This is a genomic window from Chryseobacterium urinae, from assembly GCF_030518295.1.
GTDB classification, from domain to species: Bacteria; Bacteroidota; Bacteroidia; order Flavobacteriales; family Weeksellaceae; genus Chryseobacterium; species Chryseobacterium mucoviscidosis.
In genome coordinates this window covers 15,437-36,609 of sequence record NZ_JAULSJ010000011.1, presented here as the reverse complement: position 1 = coordinate 36,609, position 21,173 = coordinate 15,437, and the positions used below count along the sequence as shown (strand labels likewise).

19 protein-coding genes and 2 tRNA genes are annotated in these 21,173 nt (G+C 36.4%); 8 read left to right on the top strand and 13 right to left on the bottom strand.

Annotated features, from left to right (window positions below; genetic code table 11):
• Positions 1 to 13: 13 nt before the first annotated feature.
• From QWT87_RS08795 to QWT87_RS08745, 11 genes are all read right to left on the bottom strand, one after another.
• Entirely contained in the window at positions 14 to 445 is a 432-nt protein-coding gene (locus QWT87_RS08795; RefSeq protein ID WP_302715721.1) for a hypothetical protein, read from the bottom strand.
• Complete coding sequence (locus tag QWT87_RS08790) at positions 429 to 1,538, bottom strand: PDDEXK nuclease domain-containing protein (protein WP_302715720.1); 1,110 nt, start codon at positions 1,536 to 1,538, stop codon at positions 429 to 431. The genes QWT87_RS08795 and QWT87_RS08790 overlap by 17 nt, the downstream gene beginning before the upstream one ends.
• A 3-nt stretch (positions 1,539 to 1,541) precedes the next feature.
• Entirely contained in the window at positions 1,542 to 2,981 is a 1,440-nt protein-coding gene (gene miaB / locus QWT87_RS08785; RefSeq protein ID WP_302715719.1) for a tRNA (N6-isopentenyl adenosine(37)-C2)-methylthiotransferase MiaB, read from the bottom strand.
• Positions 2,982 to 3,101: 120 nt separating this feature from the next.
• A complete protein-coding gene (locus tag QWT87_RS08780) occupies positions 3,102 to 3,830 on the bottom strand; it encodes a hypothetical protein (RefSeq protein WP_302715718.1) in 729 nt (242 codons plus the stop codon).
• Complete coding sequence (locus tag QWT87_RS08775; protein ID WP_087708496.1) at positions 3,823 to 4,239, bottom strand: energy transducer TonB; 417 nt, start codon at positions 4,237 to 4,239, stop codon at positions 3,823 to 3,825. The genes QWT87_RS08780 and QWT87_RS08775 overlap by 8 nt, the downstream gene beginning before the upstream one ends.
• A 17-nt stretch (positions 4,240 to 4,256) precedes the next feature.
• The gene (locus tag QWT87_RS08770) at positions 4,257 to 4,757 is read right to left on the bottom strand and encodes a hypothetical protein (protein ID WP_302715716.1); all 501 of its coding nucleotides are present in this window, start codon (positions 4,755 to 4,757) and stop codon (positions 4,257 to 4,259) included.
• A gap of 71 nt (positions 4,758 to 4,828) precedes the next feature.
• The gene (locus QWT87_RS08765) at positions 4,829 to 6,562 is read right to left on the bottom strand and encodes a thiamine pyrophosphate-dependent enzyme (RefSeq protein WP_302715714.1); all 1,734 of its coding nucleotides are present in this window, start codon (positions 6,560 to 6,562) and stop codon (positions 4,829 to 4,831) included.
• Between the two features lie 170 nt (positions 6,563 to 6,732).
• Entirely contained in the window at positions 6,733 to 7,164 is a 432-nt protein-coding gene (locus QWT87_RS08760) for a hypothetical protein (RefSeq protein WP_302715712.1), read from the bottom strand.
• A gap of 46 nt (positions 7,165 to 7,210) precedes the next feature.
• Positions 7,211 to 8,410 (bottom strand): diaminopimelate decarboxylase, encoded by a 1,200-nt coding sequence (gene lysA, locus QWT87_RS08755; protein WP_185117447.1) that lies wholly within the window; start codon positions 8,408 to 8,410, stop codon positions 7,211 to 7,213.
• A gap of 249 nt (positions 8,411 to 8,659) precedes the next feature.
• Positions 8,660 to 9,883, bottom strand: coding sequence for a 3'-5' exonuclease (locus tag QWT87_RS08750; RefSeq protein ID WP_302715711.1), 1,224 nt, complete (start codon positions 9,881 to 9,883; stop codon positions 8,660 to 8,662).
• Between the two features lie 116 nt (positions 9,884 to 9,999).
• Positions 10,000 to 11,532 (bottom strand): helicase HerA-like domain-containing protein, encoded by a 1,533-nt coding sequence (locus tag QWT87_RS08745; protein WP_302715710.1) that lies wholly within the window; start codon positions 11,530 to 11,532, stop codon positions 10,000 to 10,002.
• Between the two features lie 131 nt (positions 11,533 to 11,663).
• Here QWT87_RS08745 and QWT87_RS08740 point away from each other — a divergent pair, with 131 nt between their 5' ends.
• The 3 genes from QWT87_RS08740 to QWT87_RS08730 all read left to right on the top strand — a co-directional run bounded on the left by QWT87_RS08740 (position 11,664) and on the right by QWT87_RS08730 (position 14,725).
• The gene (locus QWT87_RS08740; RefSeq protein ID WP_302715709.1) at positions 11,664 to 12,716 is read left to right on the top strand and encodes a hypothetical protein; all 1,053 of its coding nucleotides are present in this window, start codon (positions 11,664 to 11,666) and stop codon (positions 12,714 to 12,716) included.
• A 119-nt stretch (positions 12,717 to 12,835) separates the two neighbouring features.
• Positions 12,836 to 14,245 (top strand): MBL fold metallo-hydrolase, encoded by a 1,410-nt coding sequence (locus tag QWT87_RS08735; protein WP_302715708.1) that lies wholly within the window; start codon positions 12,836 to 12,838, stop codon positions 14,243 to 14,245.
• Positions 14,246 to 14,425: 180 nt separating this feature from the next.
• Positions 14,426 to 14,725, top strand: a complete 300-nt coding sequence (locus tag QWT87_RS08730; RefSeq protein WP_087708488.1) for a thioredoxin family protein — start codon at positions 14,426 to 14,428, stop codon at positions 14,723 to 14,725.
• A 60-nt stretch (positions 14,726 to 14,785) separates the two neighbouring features.
• Here the strand turns inward: QWT87_RS08730 and QWT87_RS08725 are convergent, their stop codons facing one another.
• The gene (locus tag QWT87_RS08725; protein WP_302715707.1) at positions 14,786 to 15,538 is read right to left on the bottom strand and encodes a nitrilase family protein; all 753 of its coding nucleotides are present in this window, start codon (positions 15,536 to 15,538) and stop codon (positions 14,786 to 14,788) included.
• 292 nt (positions 15,539 to 15,830) lie between these two features.
• Between QWT87_RS08725 and QWT87_RS08720 the strand changes: the two genes are divergently transcribed.
• From QWT87_RS08720 to QWT87_RS08700, 5 genes are all read left to right on the top strand, one after another.
• Positions 15,831 to 16,271, top strand: a complete 441-nt coding sequence (locus QWT87_RS08720) for a DUF6646 family protein (protein ID WP_302715706.1) — start codon at positions 15,831 to 15,833, stop codon at positions 16,269 to 16,271.
• Between the two features lie 104 nt (positions 16,272 to 16,375).
• Positions 16,376 to 17,725: an RIP metalloprotease RseP gene (gene rseP, locus QWT87_RS08715; RefSeq protein ID WP_302715705.1), complete on the top strand. Its 1,350-nt coding sequence runs from the start codon at positions 16,376 to 16,378 to the stop codon at positions 17,723 to 17,725.
• Between the two features lie 81 nt (positions 17,726 to 17,806).
• Positions 17,807 to 17,880: transfer RNA gene (locus QWT87_RS08710), tRNA-Asn, on the top strand.
• Positions 17,881 to 18,087: 207 nt separating this feature from the next.
• Positions 18,088 to 18,161, top strand: a tRNA-Asn gene (locus tag QWT87_RS08705).
• Positions 18,162 to 18,409: 248 nt separating this feature from the next.
• Positions 18,410 to 20,935 (top strand): DUF5686 family protein, encoded by a 2,526-nt coding sequence (locus tag QWT87_RS08700; protein ID WP_302715703.1) that lies wholly within the window; start codon positions 18,410 to 18,412, stop codon positions 20,933 to 20,935.
• A gap of 41 nt (positions 20,936 to 20,976) precedes the next feature.
• Here the strand turns inward: QWT87_RS08700 and QWT87_RS08695 are convergent, their stop codons facing one another.
• Positions 20,977 to 21,162 (bottom strand): bacteriocin-like protein, encoded by a 186-nt coding sequence (locus tag QWT87_RS08695; RefSeq protein ID WP_185207424.1) that lies wholly within the window; start codon positions 21,160 to 21,162, stop codon positions 20,977 to 20,979.
• Positions 21,163 to 21,173: the final 11 nt, after the last annotated feature.

The window sequence follows — 21,173 nt, the reverse complement described above, 5'->3', positions numbered from 1 at the left end:
ATTGAGTTTAAATTTAACTTACAACGTCCAAATAATCTTTATTTCTGACTTTTGAAACTCTGGTTTTAAAATATAAAATTTCAGCGAAGAGCGTTTCTCTGCGGTTCTTTTCAAAATTTTTCAGGAGCTGATCATGTTTTTCTTTTTCAGAAAAATCTCCTCCCGTTTTATTTTGTTGAAAATTGTTCTTTTGCTTATATGGGAAAATTTTACCGATAAGATCAATCGCGTTATGCTTTTGGCTGATCGTTATATTCTGTACAGGTTTTTCTTTTGTACAGGTTTCCGGCAAATCTTCATAACCCTGATTTAAAATCCGGTTATAAAGCTCATAAAGATGTTTACAGTCTTCACTTTCGGCTGTTCCGTTGGAAATTTGAGCCGAAATATTGCTGCAGATTATTACCAACAATACACTTAGGCAATATTTATGAAATTTTTCCATTGTCTGAGTTTAAAATGTTAATAAAATCTTGTTTACTTGGCAATATGGTAAAATACTTACTTGCAAAAATCTGTTCGTTATCTTCCGGTAAAGTATATCTTACCAAAGCTTCACTTTTATCCTGACAAAGAATAATGCCTATGGTTTTATTTTCACCTTCAAGGCGTTTTTCTCTATCGTAATAGTTGACGTACATCTGCATTTGCCCGATATCCTGATGTTTGAGTTCGCCGATTTTTAAATCAATTAAGACAAAACATCTCAAAACTCTGTTGTAAAACACCAAATCTATACGGAATTGCTTTTCATCAAAGGTTATTCTGTCCTGTCTTGCAACAAAGGTAAATCCGGTTCCTAATTCCAGAAGAAAATGTTCCAGTTTATCAATTAATTCGGACTCTAATTCGTTTTCAGAATAATAAGGTTTTTCAGACAGTCCCAGAAATTCCAAAACATAAGGATCTTTGATGAGGTCTTTGGGCTTTTCTATAATTTGTCCTTTTTCAGCAAGCTGAAGAATTTCTTCTTTATTTTTGCTTAAAGACAGTCTTGCATATAAAGCAGAATCGTACTGTCTCTGCAATTCTCTTAGGCTCCAGTTGTTTTTATAACTTTCAATTTCGTAGAACTTCCTTTCATTACTATCATTGATTCTCATTAACTTCAAATAATGAGACCATGAAAGGTTGAATTTTATAGAATCTTGCCGGGCTGGTTTTTGATTTTTTATTACTCTCGATTCGTCAGACAGTGTTTGTCCTTTTTCATTATGCTTATCCGAATCTTGCAAAAAGACAGACGGTGTTTGTCCTTTTGAATAGACAATATAAAATTGCCTAATTTGTTTAAGATTTGAAACAGAAAACCCCTTACCAAATTTCTCTGTAAGATGTAATGACAAATCTTTAAGAACAGCTTTTCCATATTCTGCTCTGTTTTCCCCATTCTGTTCATCTTCAACAATCATTCTTCCTATTTCGTAATAAGTAAGAACGATGGTTTGATTAACGGCAACAACAACTTTATTTCTGGCATTTTCCAATAACGCAGAAATATCATTTAAAAGTTGCTTTGTCGTTAAATCGTCAGACATAGTTTATTTTGAAACCGTTTCCCCTAAAAGTGTGCCCTGTGTATTGTCAAAAACAAAAACGTCCACAATGTCACCAATTTTCTGACCTTCCAGTTTATCGAAAACGCAAACCGCATTCTGGGAGTTTCTTCCTTTCCACTGGTTTTCGTTCTTTTTTGAAGTTCCTTCAATTAAAATCTGGTGAACTCTTCCTACATAAGATTTCATTCTTTTTCTAGACAGTTCTCCCTGTAAAGCAATGACTTCTGCCAAACGTCTCTGTTTAATGTCTGCCGGAATATTGTCCTCCATCTTTTTGTGAGCAGGAGTTCCCGGTCTTTCTGAGTAGGCGAACATATAACCGTAGTCGTATTCCACTTCTCTCATTAAGCTTAATGTATCCTGGTGATCTTCTTCTGTTTCGCTGCAGAAACCGACGATCATATCCTGAGAAAAAGCAACTTCGGGAACGATTTCTTTTGCTTTTTTAATTAAATCTAAATATTCTTCGCGGGTGTGCTGTCTGTTCATGGCTTCCAGCATATTGTTGCTTCCACTCTGAACCGGAAGGTGAACATATTTACAGATGTTATCGTGTTTCGCCATCATTCTGAATACATCCAGACTCATATCCTGCGGATTTGAAGTAGAGAAACGGATTCTCATTTCAGGAACGGCTTTCGCAACCAGATCAAGCAACTGGGCAAAATTCACGGCTGTAGCTTTCTGCATTTCAGATGCTTTGGCAAAATCTTTTTTAGGACCGCCTCCATACCAAAGGTAAGAATCTACGTTTTGTCCTAATAAGGTAATTTCTTTATACCCGCTTTCCCAAAGGCTTTTGCACTCATCAAGAATAGAATGTGGATCACGGCTTCTTTCTCTTCCTCTCGTGAAAGGAACAACGCAGAACGTACACATATTATCGCAGCCTCTTGTAATCGTTACAAAAGCTGTAACCCCATTTCCGCCTAAACGAACCGGATTGATATCTGCATATGTTTCTTCTTTGGAAAGGATTACGTTAATCGCATCTCTTCCGTCTTCAGTTTCTTTTAAAAGATTAGGCAAGTCTCTGTATGCATCGGGACCAACTACAAGATCCACCAACTGTTCTTCTTCTAAGAATTTGGTTTTCAGTCTTTCAGCCATGCAGCCCAAAACACCGACCGTCATGTTCGGTTTTTCTTTTTTCAGGTTTTTGAACTGAGACAGACGCATTCTTACGGTCTGCTCGGCTTTTTCACGGATGGAACAGGTGTTTAAAAGAATTAAATCTGCTTCTTCCGCTTTTAAAGTGGTATTATATCCCTGTTCATTAAGTATGGATGCAACAATCTCAGAGTCAGAGAAATTCATCTGACAACCGTAGCTCTCCAAGAATAATTTCTTTGAGTTTTCTGCTTTTTCCGCAATGGCAAAAGCTTCTCCCTGTTTTGTTTCGTCTATATATTTTTCCTGCACGATAATCGAATTTTAGGTTTTAGGTTTAAGGTTTAGAGCATATGACTTTGAACTCAAAACATAAAACTTTGAACCAATTGAATTTGCAAAGATACAAAATATTGTGACAGAATGTCAGGATTATCTTTCATAGAAATTTGTGGAAAAAATTATGGGATAAACTATTTTCTCTTTTATCGGAATGTTGGAATATAAAGCTGGTTTCCAGACTTTTTTAAGTCGAGACAAAGTTCTCAGAAAATCGATATTAAATTTTGGATCATAAATCTCAGGATAGATTCTGGGATTTGTAATTTCTCCTTTTTGATTGATATAAAACTCCAGATTAACGTTGCTATTAATGTGATAGTCTGTGAACAAACTCATAAACTCATCATGAAAATCCTTTCTAAATCTCTCGTACCCTTTTGGATACTGTGCAGACAAAACATAATTATTCGCATTATATCCTTCTTTATAATTTTCCATAACATCATTCGGATACAATATGAATTCTGCCAAAGCACCGAATTTTCCTCCTTTTACTTCCGCGGGTTTCCAGTGTTTCAGATTTTTCAGAAGTTCAAGCGACAGATCGTATGCACATCTGTTTTTTGCAATATTTGCAGTATCGTTGTCTTTTACCAATTTCACAGCCGCATCTTTTGTTACCACAAATCTTGGCTGATAAATTTCCTGATCGCTACATTTTTTAAAGTTAGCAGCTGCTAAATAATCATGAGCTTCTTTGTAAAAATTTACCATTCCGCCTTCATAAAATTCCTGATTTTTAGGGTATTCATCTAAAACCTGAGCATTCGATACAAAAAAGATGACGATTGCAGAAAAACTCAAAAACTTTTTAATCATGATCATAAGTATTGGTACTGAAATTCACCTTCATAACAAATTTTGAATCGACCGGAACGCCGTTTTTCTTTGCGGGAGTCCATTTTCCTTTTACTTTTTTCGCCGCATATTTCATATCGTCGATAAACATTTCATTGTTTTTGAATTTCGGAAGAACATCGATCTGGCTGATTTTTCCTCTGGAATCAATATTAAACACAAAGGTAACTTTTCCCTGAATAGCATACAGAGCCATATCAATATAGGCATGAACCATATTCATGAATTCTTTCTGAAAAGCCTGATCGCCTCCCGGAAATTCTGCTTTCTGGTAACTTTCCGCTGTCTGCTGAACCTGAGTTGTATTTTCCTGAGAAAAGCCTTTACCACCAATAAGCAATAAAGGTAAAATTAAAAGATATTTTTTCATGGTTATTAAAAGTTATCTTATACATCTGTTGCAATGGAAGACAGATTCATTTTTATTTTGATCTGAGATGTTACAGGCTGTCCGTTACAGCTTGCAGGAATCCAGTTTTTCTTGATTCTTCTTACGACATACTTCATATCATCAAAAAACACCTGACTGTTTGAAACTTTCGGGCTTCCTTCGATATTGGTGACTTTTCCGTTTTGGTCTACGGTAAGGGTAAATGTGAAATCACCGTTCAGCACATAGAAATCCGTATTCAGGTAATCGTACATATATTTTCTCAGCATTTCTTTGTAAGCGGGAATTCCGCCTTCGAAACTTGCCGCCTTAAAATCGTTACAGTTTTTTACGGCTACCTGCAACAGAGGCTCTTTTATATCTATTTTGAGAATATTTTTATTGTTCTCCGTCATAAAATTATCGTCTCTTTCTTCTACATCATTAAATTGGGCAAAAGCAAAATTTGATGCAAAAAACGTAAGAAGTATCAGTATCGTTCTCATAGGATTTTTCATTAAAATTAAATTTACTTAAACAAAGATAATACTTAAACCAATGAGAGAAAAGCATTATCTGATGATGGATATTACAATAGATCTTTAATGTGTTTGTAATTGCTTTTCACAGTGTCGAGCGCTTCTTCCATTTTTCCTCCCAACATAAGCTGAGCCATGGATTTTGTCATTCCTAAAACCTGAGCGGCTTCAATTTTCGGCGGTAAAGCCAGTGCATTCGGATTAGTAAAAATATTTAAAAGATAAGAACCGCTATAATCAAGACATTCTTTAATGGCAGCTTCCACATCTTCAGGTTTGTTTACATTTTTTCCGGGATATCCCATTGCTTGGGCAATCATTGCAAAATCAGGATTCACCATATCCGTTTCATTATCCGGCATTCCTCCTACTTCCATTTCCAGTTTTACCATTCCTAAAGACCGGTTATTGAACACAATAATTTTCACCGGAAGTTTATACTGAAAAATCGTTGCCATATCTCCCAAAAGCATGGATAAACCTCCGTCGCCGCATAGAGCAATAACCTGTCTTTCAGGATACGCTAAAGATGCTCCAATCGCCATCGGCATCGCATTCGCCATCGAACCGTGATTGAAAGAACCCAGCATTTTCCGTTCTCCGGTTCCTGTGATGTATCTTGCGCCCCAAACACAACACATTCCTGTATCTACGGTAAAAATTGCATCTTTGTTTGTCAGTTTATCCAATGTATGGGTAACAAATTCCGGCTGAATGGCATTTTCGGTTCCAGGATCTTTCACATACGTAAGCTGATTTTCTTTAACCTTTTCATAAAACTCAAGCTGCTGTTTAAGGAAATTGGCATCAGTCTTTTCTTTCAATAATGGCAAAAGTGCTTTGATGGTTTCTTTTACATCGCCCGTTAATCCCAATTCCAGTTTTGCTCTTCTTCCCAATCGTTCAGGAGCTTCATCAACTTGTACAATTTTGTTTTTGACGGGCATAAATTTCTCGTAAGGAAAATCTGTCCCCAAAAGAAGCAGAAGATCGGCTTCGTGCATGGCATGATAAGCTGAAGGAAGTCCCAGAAGTCCGGTTAAGCCTACTTCATTGGGATTATTGGGCTGAATAGACATTTTTCCGCGGAAAGAATATCCCACCGGAGCTTTTAAATATTTTGAAAGTTCCACAACTTCCGGATTGGCATTTTCTGCGCCGATTCCGCAATAGATCGTCACTTTTTTACTGTCGTTGATTAAATCTGCGAGTTCTTTTAATTCTTCATCTGAAGGACGAATAACAGGATTTGTTCTGAAAATTTTATTGGAAGTCCCCGCTTCTTCTGCATCCAGTTCCGAAACGTCTCCCGGAAGACCGATTACGGCAACGCCTTTTTTGGAAATTGCATGCTGAATAGCCGTCTGTACCGTCCGCTGAACCTGTTCCGGTCTTGTAATCATTTGGTTGTAATGACTGCAATCATCGAATAACTTAATGGTATTGGTCTCCTGAAAATAATCCATGCCCATTTCTTCACTTGGAATCGTGGAAGCAATAACCAACATCGGAACATGAGAACGGTGCGCTTCATAAACCCCATTGATTAAATGAACGTGTCCCGGCCCGCAACTTCCTGCACAAACTGCAAAACCATCCAGTTCCGCTTCCGCAGCGGCGGCATACGCTCCTGCTTCTTCGTGTCTTACGTGAATCCATTCGATGCTGCTTTTTTTAACGGCTATATTTAAATGGTTTAAACTGTCGCCTGTAACGGCATAAATTCTTTTCACATTGGCGTTTTCGAGCATTTCTACAATTTGCTCTGCAATATTTTTAGCCATATTTTGATGTTTTAGTGTTGATGTTTCAGTGTTGATGTTTCAGAAATATTTTGGAATGGACTGATAATGTAGAGATGTAAAGATTATGCCAAGAGCGTAAAATAAATATTAAAAAACAATAAAAAAAGCTCCGCAAAAAATGCGGAGCTTCAATATATCTTCGAGCCGGATTATCTTGTATTCTGATTCGCAAAAGAATCTCTTCCCTGAAACGCCAGTCTGCCGTCTGAAGGTTTCAAATCTCTTCCGAAACTTAATGCTACGGAAACATTTTTTGGTTGATTTACTGCAAAATGTTTTTTCATTCTGCTCAAATCTCTCTTCACTTCTCTTTCAAATCCTTTATCATAAAGCTCAGGCAAAAGTTTAACGTCGGTAATATCTCCGTTTTCATTTACTTTAAAATTCAATGTAAAATCACCATTTGCCTGAAATGAATTTGCTGTATATCTCAAATTATTAGTGAGATCATATTCAAATTTTTCCTGTCCGCCTTTGTAAACATTTTCTACCTGATTTTTAACCGAAGAAACATTTACATACGTCTGGGAAAATGAAAAGGCAAAAACCGTTACTGCCAAAACTGAAAATATTTTTTTCATAAATTATTACTATTTTGTTTTATAAAGTTAAGCCTTTTTTAAGAATCTACAATACTTCGATCTGATTTTTCAAAAGATCTTCGAATTCATCTCTTTTTCTGATAAGGTGGGCTTTTCCGTCTAAAAACAGAACTTCGGCAGGTTTTAATCTTGAATTAAAATTGGAACTCATCTCAAAACCGTAAGCTCCTGCATTGTGGAACGCCAGAATATCGCCTTCTCTTACTTCATTAAGCTTTCTGTCCCATGCAAAAGTATCCGTTTCGCAGATGTTTCCTACCACGGTATAAATTCTTTCCGCTCCTTTCGGGTTCGATAAGTTTTCGATCACATGGTAAGAATCGTAGAACATCGGACGAATCAGATGGTTGAATCCTGAATTCACCCCGACAAAAACAGTTGCCGTTGTTTGTTTAATCACATTGGCTTTCACCAGTAAATATCCGCTTTTTCCGACAAGGAATTTACCTGGTTCAAACCATAATTCGAATTTTTTTCCGGTTGATTTTGAAAATTCGGAGATTACTTTTTCCACTTTTTTTCCTAATGTTTTTACGTCGGTTTCTTCTTCGGTGTCCTGATAAGGAATTTTGAAACCACTTCCCATATCCAGATATTTCAGATTCGGGAAATGTTCGGATAATTCCAGCATGATCTCCAAAGCCTGAAGAAAAACATCCGGATCTTTGATCTCGCTTCCGGTGTGCATATGAAGACCTTCCACATTAAGGTTGGTAGATTTCATCACTCTTTCGATATGACGAACCTGATGGATGGAAATCCCGAATTTACTGTCGATATGTCCTGTAGAAATTTTATAGTTTCCGCCGGCAAAAATATGCGGGTTGATTCTTACTAAAATCGGGTAAGAGTTTCCGTATTTGTTCCCGAACTGCTCCAGAATAGAAATATTATCGATATTGATGTGCACCCCGAAAGTCATCGCTTCTTCGATCTCGGCGAGATCCACACAATTGGGTGTAAAAAGTATTTTTTCTTTTGGAAAACCTGCTTTTAAACCTAGTTTTACTTCATTGATGGATACACAATCTAATGAAGCTCCCAGATTTTTCACATACTTCAGGATGTTGATATTGGTAAGCGCTTTCGCTGCGTAGAAAAACTTTGTGTGTTTTAGGAAAGAAGAGGTAAGTTTCTCGTATTGTGTTTTAATGGATTCGGCATCATAAACATACACCGGGGTGCCAAACTCATTGGCAATCTTTAATAATTCTTTTGAATTCATAATTTCTTTTTAGCATAAAAAAGGCAGATTCTTCGAAAAAAGAGTCTGCCATTCATAATTATTTTTTATGCAATACAACTCTTTTATACATTCCAAACCTTAGAGAACTTTACAGTTCCCTTTTTACCGGTTTTATGTTGTTTAAAATTTAGCATTGCTTTCTTTAAATTTTTTACAAAAATACTAATTCTTTTTTATTTTTAAAAACCTGATTTTAAAATGATTCCTTTCAGATTCAGCCGTGTTGTATTATTTCGGTAAAGGCAGGGTTTCAAAATCTCCTCTCAGCAAAGCCAACTGCAGCTCATTTACAAGATCTGCAGACTGTGAAAGAAGATCAATCTTTAATTTATTTAGCTTGCCTAAAGTCTGAATCTGTGTGAAAAGCTCATAAAAACCGTAAGAAACCACTTTCCCGTTTTCGACAATCAAAAACAGTTTTTCTCCCAATTTCCTGCCTTGTCCCAGCCAAAGTTCATTTCGTTTTCTGAATTCGATTTTCTTTTTAAAAACCTCTATATCATTATATTCTTCAAACTTTCCGATGAACTGTACTGCTTTCGATCCTTGCGTAAAAGATCTGAATTTCAAAATCGGTTTTTCCAGTTTATTCAGCTTGTTTTTTTCCACGACGTATTTTCCGTTTCTGCAATACAGACCGAAAGGAAGGATTTCTCTTTTTTTAATTCCTTTTGAATTCAGAATCAGCTTGGCAATGATATCCGTTCCGGTAAGTTCGTAATTGATCTGTTCAACGTCTTTCTGAATGGTTTCCCATTTTTTAGATTTGGAATTGAAAACTTTTTTTGAAAATTTGTTAACATCCTGAACATGATCGGAAAAAATGATCTTTCCCGCTTCATTCTGAAAATATACAAAGCCTTTTTCATTGGGAAGATCCTGCGTTAATTCCTTGATTTTGTTGATGTAAGTCTTGGAATTGGTTTCATCATGCTGTTTCTGAATAATTTCGTTTTCTGTGTCTTTTGAAATCAGAAGTTTGAATAATTCCAGCGTTGCTCTTGCATCTCCTTCCGCTCTGTGATGATTGGTTAAAGGTATTCCCAAAGATTTTACCAGTTTACCGAGAGAATAGCTTACCTCATCCGGAATCAGCTTTTTAGCTAAAGGAATTGTATCTAAAGTATTGATTTTAAATTCATATCCTAATCTTTGAAACGATTGGCGAAGCATTCTGTAATCAAAATCGATGTTGTGACCTACCAAAGTTGTATTTGCAGTAATTTCAACAATTCTTCGGGCTATTTCGTGGAATTTCGGTGCTGTTTTAACCATTTTCGGGGTAATATTGGTTAATTTCTGCACAAAAGGGGTAATATCACTTTCGGGGTTTACCAATGAAATAAACTGGTCCACAATTTTCTGACCGTCATATCTGTAAACCGCAATATCAATAATGCATTCTTTCCTGTAACCTGCACCATTACTTTCTATGTCTATTATTGAATACATTTAAATTTTTTACAACTTCTTTTAGATTAACGATTCATTTCCTTTACTTCTGGAAACATAACTTATGCCAATACATCAATAGGAATAAGGCAATTCTGCTAAAATAATAAAAATATTTATCTTCGTCTTCCTCCCAGACCAAGCATTCCCAGAATTGCTTTTGCGCCTTCGCGCATGAGTGTGCTGGTAAACGTTCTTCCCGCCTTACTCTGTAAAACCTGCTCAAAAATTCCGGGTTCTTCTTTTACAGGCTTTGTCTTCTGGTTAGAACTCTGCGATGCTTCCTGTGCAGCCTGTTCCATTCTGCCCACTAAAATTTCATATGCAGATTCGTTATCCACTACTTTTTCATATTTGGCAACCAAAGCTGATCTTTTTGTTAAATCTGAAATTTCAGCGTCATTCAGAACATCCATTCTGGATTCGGGAGAAATAAGATAGGTATGAACCAGCGGTGTAGGAATTCCTTTTTCATCCAGAGCGGTAACGAAAGCTTCCCCGATTCCCAGATTCTGGATCAGCGTTGGAGCATCATAAAATTCTGTAGTCGGATAATTTTCTACTGCTTTGGAGATTTCTTTTTTATCTTTAGCGGTAAATCCTCGTAATGCGTGCTGAATTTTCAGACCGAGCTGAGAAAGCACCGATTCGGGAACATCACCCGGAATTTGCGTGATAAAATAAATTCCGACTCCTTTTGAACGGATCAGTTTTACCATGGTTTCAATCTGTGAGACCAAAGCTTTTGAAGATTCATCAAAAATTAAATGCGCTTCATCAATAAACAAAACCAGCTTCGGTTTTCCGCTGTCGCCTTCCTCCGGAAAGGTCATGTAAATTTCCGCAAAGAGGGAAAGCATAAATGTTGAAAACAACTGCGGCTTGCTTTGAATGTCTGCAACTCTCAGAATGTTTACCACTCCTTTTCCGTCTCTTGTTTCCAGTAAATCGTGAACGTCAAAACTCAGTTCTCCAAAGAAACCGGAAGCTCCCTGCTGTTCCAATGCAACAATGGATCTTAAAATTGCACCCAGAGAAGCAGAAGCTATTGAGCCGTAATTGGAAGAAAGTTCTGCTTTTCCCTGCGGATTTTCTGTGACGTACTGAAGGACTTTTTTCAGGTCATTCAGATCAATTAAAGGGAGACCTTTATCATCACAATATTTAAATACAATCGACATGATGCTTTGCTGAGTATCATTCAACTGTAAGATCTTGCTTAATAAAACCGGACCGAATTCTGTAACAGTGGCTCTTAATTTCACGCCTCTTTCGCCGGAAATGGTCATTAATTCTACAGGAAAAGCCTGCGGATTGTACGGAAGCTGCGTTTTGGCATATCTTTCCTGAATAGCCGGATTTTCAGTTCCCGCTTCTGCAATCCCTGAAAAATCTCCTTTAATATCCAATACCAGAGACGGAATTCCCTGATGCGAAAGCTGTTCTGCGAAAACCTGTAATGTTTTTGTTTTTCCGGTTCCGGTTGCTCCGGCAATTAATCCGTGGCGGTTGATGGTTTTTAACGGAATGGTAACATTAACTTCAGGAACGACTTCGCCATCCAGCATTCCTTTTCCTAATATAATATGATCTCCTTTGGGAGTGTATCTTGCATTTAATTCTTCAATGAATTGTGTTTTGTCTGCCATTTGCTCTTTTTTAACCTATAAATATAAAGTTTTTTGTAAAATATTCTTCAGTAAGACTAATAATATCATCATGATCTTTTATCAATAATTTATAAATACTTTTGTCTGAGTTTAATTCTTATAAAAAAGCCATGATAAAATACATACAACTGCTTTTATTTTTTATTGCCACCATTGTTTTCTCACAGAAAAGACAACAGGCTTTAGAGCTGAAAGTAAAAGGAGATTACAAACACGAAGCAACCCAGACTCTGTTTCCTGAACTGTGGTCCGGATTTCAGCGCGAAAGTATTACTTCTTATGATGCAGCCGATACCAATGTGGGAGTAAGTTATATCCAGAAAACTTCAAAAAAAAATAAAACTGTTCTCACAATTTATATTTATCCCAAGAAATATATTGACAACCAGCTTCTGAGAGATGAATTTTACACCTACGATTATGCCTTAAACCAGAACTCCAATGATCATGTAGAAATAAAGCCTTTATTCGCAACTCTTTCCAATGAAAATTTAAAAGTGGGATTTGTGTATGCTTTATTTAACAATGCAATGGGACAACAGGATTTTTTCAACGGTGTAAAATACGTTAATAAAAATTCTCTTCTTTCTATTTATGAATGCGGCGGCTGGACTTTCAAAACAAGGATTTCCAGTGATGATATGACGAAAGATCAATTGAAAGACCTTAAAGACAAAGTTGAAAATTATTTCGGAATCCTTGATTTGGCTTCTATAAAAACTCTTCCCATTCATAAAGTTCCCGATATTATCTTATCGTCTTCAGTAAAAAGAGATTCTATGATGACGAAAGCAATAACTGAAGCGGCACAGGCTAAAATTGTATGGTTATCTAAAAATCTTGAGAAAAAAGAAATCTTAACAGGATTTCATGATATGAAAATAGACTCAGAAATCTATTCTATCGAAAAAATGCTTGAATTTTACAAAACTCATGAGAACGACTGTAAGATGAATCCGGATACAAAAAAGTATTTTGAAGAAATGACAAGAATTGCTGAAAATGGCAGACTGAAAGACCATATCTACGAAAAATATCACGGCTTGATCGATTATCCGGAAGGAGAATCCAGAAAAGCAGATTATATTCAGTTTAAAATTGATAAAAACATCTCTGAAGATACCAATGAAATTTTCTACAAAATTTTTTACAGATTGCAGTGATGTGGAGACTATATAGATTTATTCTATCAGTATCCATTTTTTATTTTGGTGGTATTTAAAAAAATAAATCCGATTTTTGTATTTCAAATATAAAACATTAAAACGGTTACAATCACATAATGAAAGTCGAACAAATATACACGGGATGTCTGGCTCAGGGTGCGTACTACATCGTATCTGAGAATGAAGCAGCGATTATCGATCCGCTAAGGGAAGTAAAACCTTATCTGGATCGGTTGGAAAAAGACGGTGTAACTTTAAAATATATTTTTGAAACGCATTTCCATGCAGACTTTGTCTCGGGACATTTGGATTTAAGCAAAAAGACAGGAGCGCCTATTGTTTACGGACCTACCGCTCAGCCTGAGTTTGAAGCCATTATTGCAGAAGACAACCAGGTTTTTGAAATCGGAAAAGTAAAAATAAAAGCTCTTCACACTCCCGGTCACACGATGGAAAGCACCACTTACCTTCTGATCGACGAAAAAGGAGTTGAAACAGCAATTTTCACAGGAGACACTTTATTTTTAGGAGACGTGGGAAGACCGGATCTTGCCCAGAAAGCAGGAAGTATTACTCAGGAAGATCTTGCAGGAATTTTATATGACAGCCTTCACACGAAAATTATGCCTTTGGATGACAGCATTACAGTTTATCCGGCTCATGGAGCGGGTTCTGCATGCGGAAAGAATATGCAGAAGGAAACGGTTGATATTCTTGGAAATCAGAAAAGAACAAATTATGCTTTGAATCAGCCTGATAAAGAATCTTTTATCCGCGAAGTTTTAGACGGTTTAACGGCTCCACCGAAATATTTCGGGATGAATGTTGCCATGAACAAAGGCGGTTATGAAAGTCTTGATGCGGTAATGGATAAAGGTTTAACGGCAGTTTCCGTTGAAGACTTTGAAGCTTTTACAGAAGAAACGGGCGCGTTAATTTTAGATACCAGAAGTCCGGGAGAGTTTTATAAAGGATTTGTTCCGAATTCCATAAATATAGGATTAAAAGGAGATTTTGCACCTTGGGTAGGAACTCTGATTGTTGACGTAAAGCATCCTTTGTTACTTATTGTAGATGAAGGCATGGAAGAAGAAGCAATTACAAGACTCAGCCGCGTTGGATTCGACAATGTTCTTGGCTATCTTAAAGGAGGTTTTGAAGCATGGAAAAACAGCGGAAAAGAAACAGATGAGGTAAAAAGAATTTCTTCTGCAGAATTTGCAGAACTTTATAATGAAAACTCAAAAGTAATTGACGTTCGCAAGATCTCGGAATATTCTGCGGAACATATTGATAATGCCTACAACAAACCTTTGGATGTAATCAGTGACTGGGTTCATACGATTGATGATTCTGAGCATTTTTTCCTTCATTGTGCAGGAGGCTACAGAAGCATGATTGCAGCAAGCATTCTTAACTCTAACGGAATCAGAAACTTTACTGAAATAGAAGGAGGTTTCGGCGCAATTAAGAAAACGGAAAAATTCCCGACTTCGGATTTCGTATGTCAGTCGAAAACAATGTAATATTAAGATTTTTAGAATTATTGCATTAAATATAAATGTCACAGCGCTTTAGTTTATTGACTGAAACGCATTTAACAGCACAAATTTTTCGGTAATCTCCGATTTTTTTAAGTGATTTTAAATGTCAAGCTTTTCAAAAATTTAAACTAAAGTGTTTCTTTTAAAATAAAACCAACAACTATGTCTCAAGCATTTCAGGAAATTATCAACTCCGAAAGACCTGTTCTAATCGACTTTTTTGCAACGTGGTGTCAACCTTGCAAAGTACAGTCATCTGTTTTAAATACGGTAAAGGAAAATATAGGAACCGCAGCTAGAATTATTAAAGTAGATGTGGATCAGTATCCTGCTCTTGCCAATCAGTACGGCGTTCGTGGTGTTCCGACATTAGCGATCTTCAAACAGGGAGAAATGCTGTGGAAAGAGAGCGGTGTGCATGATGTGAATACACTGACGCAACTTTTAAAACAATATGCTTAAATATTTAAGATTAAGGCTAAGATTGAGAAAATTTTAGCCTTTAATTTTGATGTATTTTCTTTAAAATTCAATTGAAAATGAATCGCGGTCATTTAAAAACTGAAAATGACTTCTGAAATCTTTCAGTTCTTCTAAATTTAATTCTGCTGTTACAAGATTTCCGTTTTTCTGTGAAATTTCTTTTCCGTCTGCAAAAAAACAGTGTGAACTTTCCTGATAAAACAGGTTATTTCCATCGGTCCCGATTCTGTTTAATCCAAAAACGAAGGACAGATTTTCAATAGCTCTCGCTTTTAACAGATGTTCCCATGCTCCTACTCTTTTTTCGGGCCAGTTTGCCACATATAAGACCGCATCATAATCGTCATTATTTCTTGCAAAAACCGGAAAACGGAGATCATAGCAAACCTGCAAAAGAATTCTGAATCCAAGATAATTTACGATCACCCTTTCTTTTCCGGGAGTGTACACTTTATCTTCCCCCGAAAAAGAAAACAAATGTCTTTTATCATAAAATTCAACCTGAGAATCGGGCTGCACAAAATACATTCTGTTGTAGAACTTTCCGTTTTCTTCAACCGGAGCACTTCCGCAAAATGCAGCGTTTTTTTCCTTAGCCATCTTTTTTAAAAACTCCAGCGATTCCAGATTTCTATCGGAAACTTCGGAAGCATCCATACAAAAGCCTGTGGAAAACATTTCAGGCAAAAGAAAGAGATCCGCGTCCTGATTCTGTAATTCCTTTTCAATGATGTTAAAGTTTTCTGCTTTGTTTTTCCAGATGATATCTAAATTAAGTCCCGTAATCTTCATAAACTTTGTTAAAAAACTTCCCTAAAAATACTATTTTTCAATGATTCGGTTTTATTTTTGATGCGGATATTTTTCTGTTGGTTAATCGCAGAGACGCAAATTTTTATTCAATTGATGGTTTTAAGGCGCAAGGATTTTATCTTCGATAAAATTTGACACTGTAAACTTGGTGAAAATCTATGATTTTCTTGCGTCTTAAAACGTCATGATAGTCAAAAACTTTGCGTCCTGCGATTAACCAACAATTAAAGAAAAGGCAAAATCATTTTAATAATTAGTAAAAAGTAAAATTATGAAGAAGTTGTTTTTTATGTTTGTTCTCATGCTTGCGGGAACATTTGCCAATGCTCAGGCGTGGACAGGAAAAGGAGATCAGAAAATCAATGTCGGACTCAGCGCATGGGGTTACGGAACAGGAATTACCGGAACTTATGATTATGGATTGAATAAATTAATTTCTGTAGGAGCCGGATTGAACATTTATTTCGATAATTATAAGAATAATGATGATAAAAACCGTGCTTTTGTATTCGGAAGAATCAATTTTCATCTGAAAGACGCTCTACAGCTTCCTGAAAAACTTGATATTTATCCGGGGGCAGATGTGGGAGTTGTAGGCAGCAATTTCGGGTTGGGAGCTCACATCGGAGCGAGGTACTTTTTTACTGAAAGAATCGGCGTTTTTGCAGAAGTCGGCAACAATGGCAGTCTCGGTGTTTCGATTAATTTATAATAAATCATTACATTATATGACAAAGCTTCTCGTTTCGGGGAGCTTTTTTATTTGGCATAGTTTTGATAATTGTTACCTTTGCAAATTAAACATAAAAAGCATTAATGGAAATAGCAATCAAACTGTTTCAATTTATATTGAGCATTTCTATCCTGGTTATCCTACACGAACTTGGGCATTTCTTACCCGCCAAATACTTTAAAACCAAAGTTGAAAAATTCTATCTGTTCTTCGATCCATGGTTTTCTTTAGCCAAGAAAAAAATCGGCGAAACAGAATACGGAATCGGATGGCTTCCTTTCGGAGGATATGTAAAAATTGCCGGAATGGTGGATGAAAGCATGGATACCGAACAATTGAAACAACCTGCACAACCATGGGAATTCCGAGCAAAACCGGCTTGGCAAAGACTGATTATCATGTTGGGCGGTGTTACAGTTAACTTTTTCTTAGCCTGGTTAATTTACTCGTGCCTTTCGCTTTTTAACGGTGAAACATACACAGATCTTACCAAATTCAACAACGGAATCGGGGTTACGGAAGCCGGAAAAAAAATGGGCTTCCAGAATGGTGACAAGATCATTACTATCGATGGAAAACCTGCTGAAAGATTAGAAAACGCGTCTATTAATATTCTTTTGGGAGATGAAGTAACCGTACTTAGAAACGGAAAAGAAGTTACTTTCCCTATTAATAAAGATGGTGTTGCAGAAGTGTTAAAACAAAGAGAGGCTAAACTTTATATTACGCCGAGATTTCCAATGATTATCGATTCTCTGGCAACTCCTTCTTCTCAGGCTTCAGGGCTGAAAAAAGGGGATCGAATTGTTGCGATTAACGGAAAACAGACACCTTATTTTGATGAAGTAAGTTCTTCTTTATCTGAAAACAAAGGAAAAACCGTAAACATAGAAGTTGTAAGAAACGGAAAACCTGAAACAATTGCTGCGTCTGTTGACAAAAACGGAAAATTAGGTGTTGGCGTAGATCAGAAAGCATTAGCGAACGTTATTACGGATAAAAAATATTCTTTCGGAGAATCTATTCCCAGAGGTTTTGAAAGATCCATTGAGTCTTTAACCATGCAGGTGAAGCAGTTTAAAATTATGTTTAATTCTAAGATTCAGGGATACAAAAATGTAGGAGGACCGATTGCGATTGTTAAAAATATGCCAGTAGACAGAAATGCCAATGGCGAAATTTCTATCAATTGGGCTGCATTTTGGGGTTTTACCGCAATGTTCTCGGTTTGGCTGGCATTTCTAAACCTGATTCCTATTCCGGGACTAGATGGAGGACACGTTCTTTTCACGCTTTACGAGATGATTGTAGGCAAACCTGTCCCTCAAAAAGTTTTGGAAAACGCACAGATGATCGGTGTTATCTTCCTGTTAGGCTTGATGTTACTGATCTTCGGAAGCGACATTTTCAAGATCTTCGCCGGAAAACTATAATATTTTCACAAAATTTTAAAAAAAATATTTGCAGGGTATAAATATTCGTCCTATATTTGCACCACTTAAAACAAAGGACATTCCTCCTTAGCTCAGTTGGTTAGAGCATCTGACTGTTAATCAGAGGGTCGCTGGTTCGAGCCCAGCAGGAGGAGCAGAAAGACTTACAGAAATGTAGGTCTTTTTTTATGTGGTCTCATCAAAGATTTTTTTACAATTATCATTAAATTTAATTATCTGATAAATAGTCAAATAGCTTCAAAACACCCATTATCAAAGGAAAAATTTAGATATTTTTAAAATAAAAATTTGTTTGATATTAATATTCCTGTTATATTTGCACCACTAAAACAATAGGAAATTCCTCCTTAGCTCAGTTGGTTAGAGCATCTGACTGTTAATCAGAGGGTCGCTGGTTCGAGCCCAGCAGGAGGAGCAAAAAGACTTACAGAAATGTAGGTCTTTTTTATTTGTCCTTTTTGAGTCCGATCAACTGAAAAATAATTATTTTTAAACATCATTATATTTTAACAAAACAATAACTATAACATCATCAAAACGATGGTGTTATTTCATTACATTTGCAGTTTTGTATTTAAACCATCAAAAGTTTAAATAATATTTATTTTTTTATAATAAAAGTGCATAATTTTTGTTTATGCAAATAGCTTGAAGAAACAACAAATGTTAATTAATAATTCCAAATATTACTCCCTCTTTCTATTTCTATTTTTTGCGGATCTCGTATACTCACAAAATTCGGCAAACGGCAGAATTGTAGACGCAAAAACCAATAAAGAAGTTTCCGGAGTGGATATTTTCATCAATGAAAATGAAAAAGCTGCTCTTACCACAACTTCGGGAAACTTTTCCGTACAGTCGGACAGCATAATCTATAAACTTCGGTTTTTAAGAAAAAACTATTCCTTAGAAAGTATAGACATAACTCCTCAAAATGCCACCAATATTTTTGTAAAACTGGCTCAGGAAAAAGTAAGCAGCATACAGGAAGTCGTTATCCACAACGAAAAGCCGAAATACAAAAACAAAAAAGAAAATCCCGCTTATGCCATCATGCAGAAAGTCTGGGAACGAAAAAGAAATAACGGTTTAGATAAATTCGATACCTATACCTATAAAGAATACGAAAAAATTCAGTTTGATGCCAACAATCTGGACAGTGCATTTATGAAGAGAAAAATCTTTAATAAACTCGAATTTATTTTCGATTATAAAGATTCTACCGCAAGCGGAAAAATTGGACTTCCCGTTTTCCTGAATGAAGCGATCTACGAAAATTACGGTGAAAACAGACCTTCAAAAAGATCAAAAAGGCTTTTGACTGCTCAGAAAACATCAGGCTTTCAGGACAATCAGATCATTACTTTAACGGCAAAAAACCTTTACCGTGACATCAACATTTACGATAACACGTTAAATTATTTCGACATCGGATTCCCAAGTCCCGTTGGAGAAACTGGGTTCAGTACGTATGATTATAATTTGGTTGATACCATTTCCATGCGCGGAGAAAACGCTTTCAAAATCCGTTATCAGCCGAAAAGAACGGAAGTTTTGGCATTTCAGGGATACTTATATATTGACACCGATAGTTATGCAGTTTTAGGGGCAACTTTGAAATCGACTCAAAAAATCAACGTAAACTTCATCAACGGAATTTCTACAGAACTGGAATATGATAATCCAGACGAAAATACTTTTCTGCCAAGAAAATTTGTGACGGAAATTGAAATGACGCCTTTTTCCAAGAAAAAAACATCTAAAAGCATCATTGCTAAAAGATCAGTCGATTATTCGGAATATCAGTTCAACAAACCTCTTGAAGATAAAATTTTCAAAAGAACCGAGGAAGAATATGATGATAAATTCGTAGAAAAAGACGATGCATATTGGGTAAAAGCCAGACCGGATTCTCTCTCAAAAAGCGAACAGGGAATTTATGACATGCTTGATAAACTTCAGCAGACCCCAAAATTCAACCGTATTGTGAAACTTTACGAAACATTGGGTTCAGGATATTACAACATTACAAAAGGAATAGATTTAGGTCCTATTTTCTCCGTTTACGGAAAAAATGATGTGGAAGGAGACCGAATCAGAATCGGAGCAAGAACGTATTTCACAAGAAATGATCCTTGGAGAGTTCAGTTTTACACCGCTTACGGCTTTAAAGACCAACAGGTGAAATATGGTGCTGAAGCAAGATTTATGTTTAACAGAGTAAACCGTTTTACAGTAGGCGCAGGAACCAGAAGAGACATTTTACAGCTTGGAGTTCAGCTCACGAATGATGACGGAATTATGGCAAGAACGTTTGCTTCTTCAACGCTTTTCGCAAGGGGGGAAAATGCTTCTTTAAGCTCCGTTAATCAAACCAACCTGTTTACGTCTATTGAGCCATGGAAAAACTTCCAGATCAGGTTAGACGGAACCATGCAAAGCATTAAATCGGCAAATCCAGACGGATTTAATCTGATGTATTACAAAAACGGAGATCTGAGAAAAACAACCAACGATTCGCATTTTACTTTAAGTTTAATTGCAAGACCTGGTGCAAAATTCTCCCAAACAGGAATCGACCGATATGAGCACGGAACTTTGGCTCCGACCATTGTCTTAAAATACACAAGAGGAATTGAGGGATTATTCGGGTCAGATTTTAATTATAACAAACTGCAGTTCATGTTCTATAAACCCGTCTTAATTGGAAGCTGGGGAAAAACATTAATCAACTTTGAAGCCGGAAAGAACTTCGATACGGTTCCGTTGGCTTTGCAGAATGTAATTCCGGGGAACCAGTCGTACAGTCTGGCGCAAAATACTTTTGCACAGCTTAATTATTATGAATTTGTTGCAGACACTTATACAACGCTGCATTTAGAGCATCATTTTAACGGAAAAATCCTTTCTTATATTCCTTTGATCAAGAAATTGAAATTAAGAGAAATTGCGTTTATCAGAGGAGCCTACGGAACATTAAGCGATGCTTCAAAAGCAATTAATGTGGAAGGATTCAAATATTCTGCTCCAAGCGAACACGTTTATTATGAATACGGTTTCGGAATCGAAAATATCGGCTTCGGAAACCTTAGAATTTTCAGAGTGGATTTCAACTGGCGCGGAAATTACCTCAACAGACCGGATATTTCAACTTTCGGAATTAAAGCAGGTTTTCAGGTCGGCTTTTAAAATACAAAACTCCTTCAGCGCGAAGGAGTTTTTTTTATTTCTTAAGATTCTTCACCATAACCTTTGCAGCTATTGCAATGCGCTACAATGTACACAATTTTACACGGCGGTCTCTGCCCTTCCGGAATGCTGCAATAGACATCGCACGGTAAACATCCCTGATCCGGAGAAGCTCCTCCCATTACATTTTTAAGATCCTGTCTTTTGATTTTTTTTAAATTTTTCATAGTAATAGATT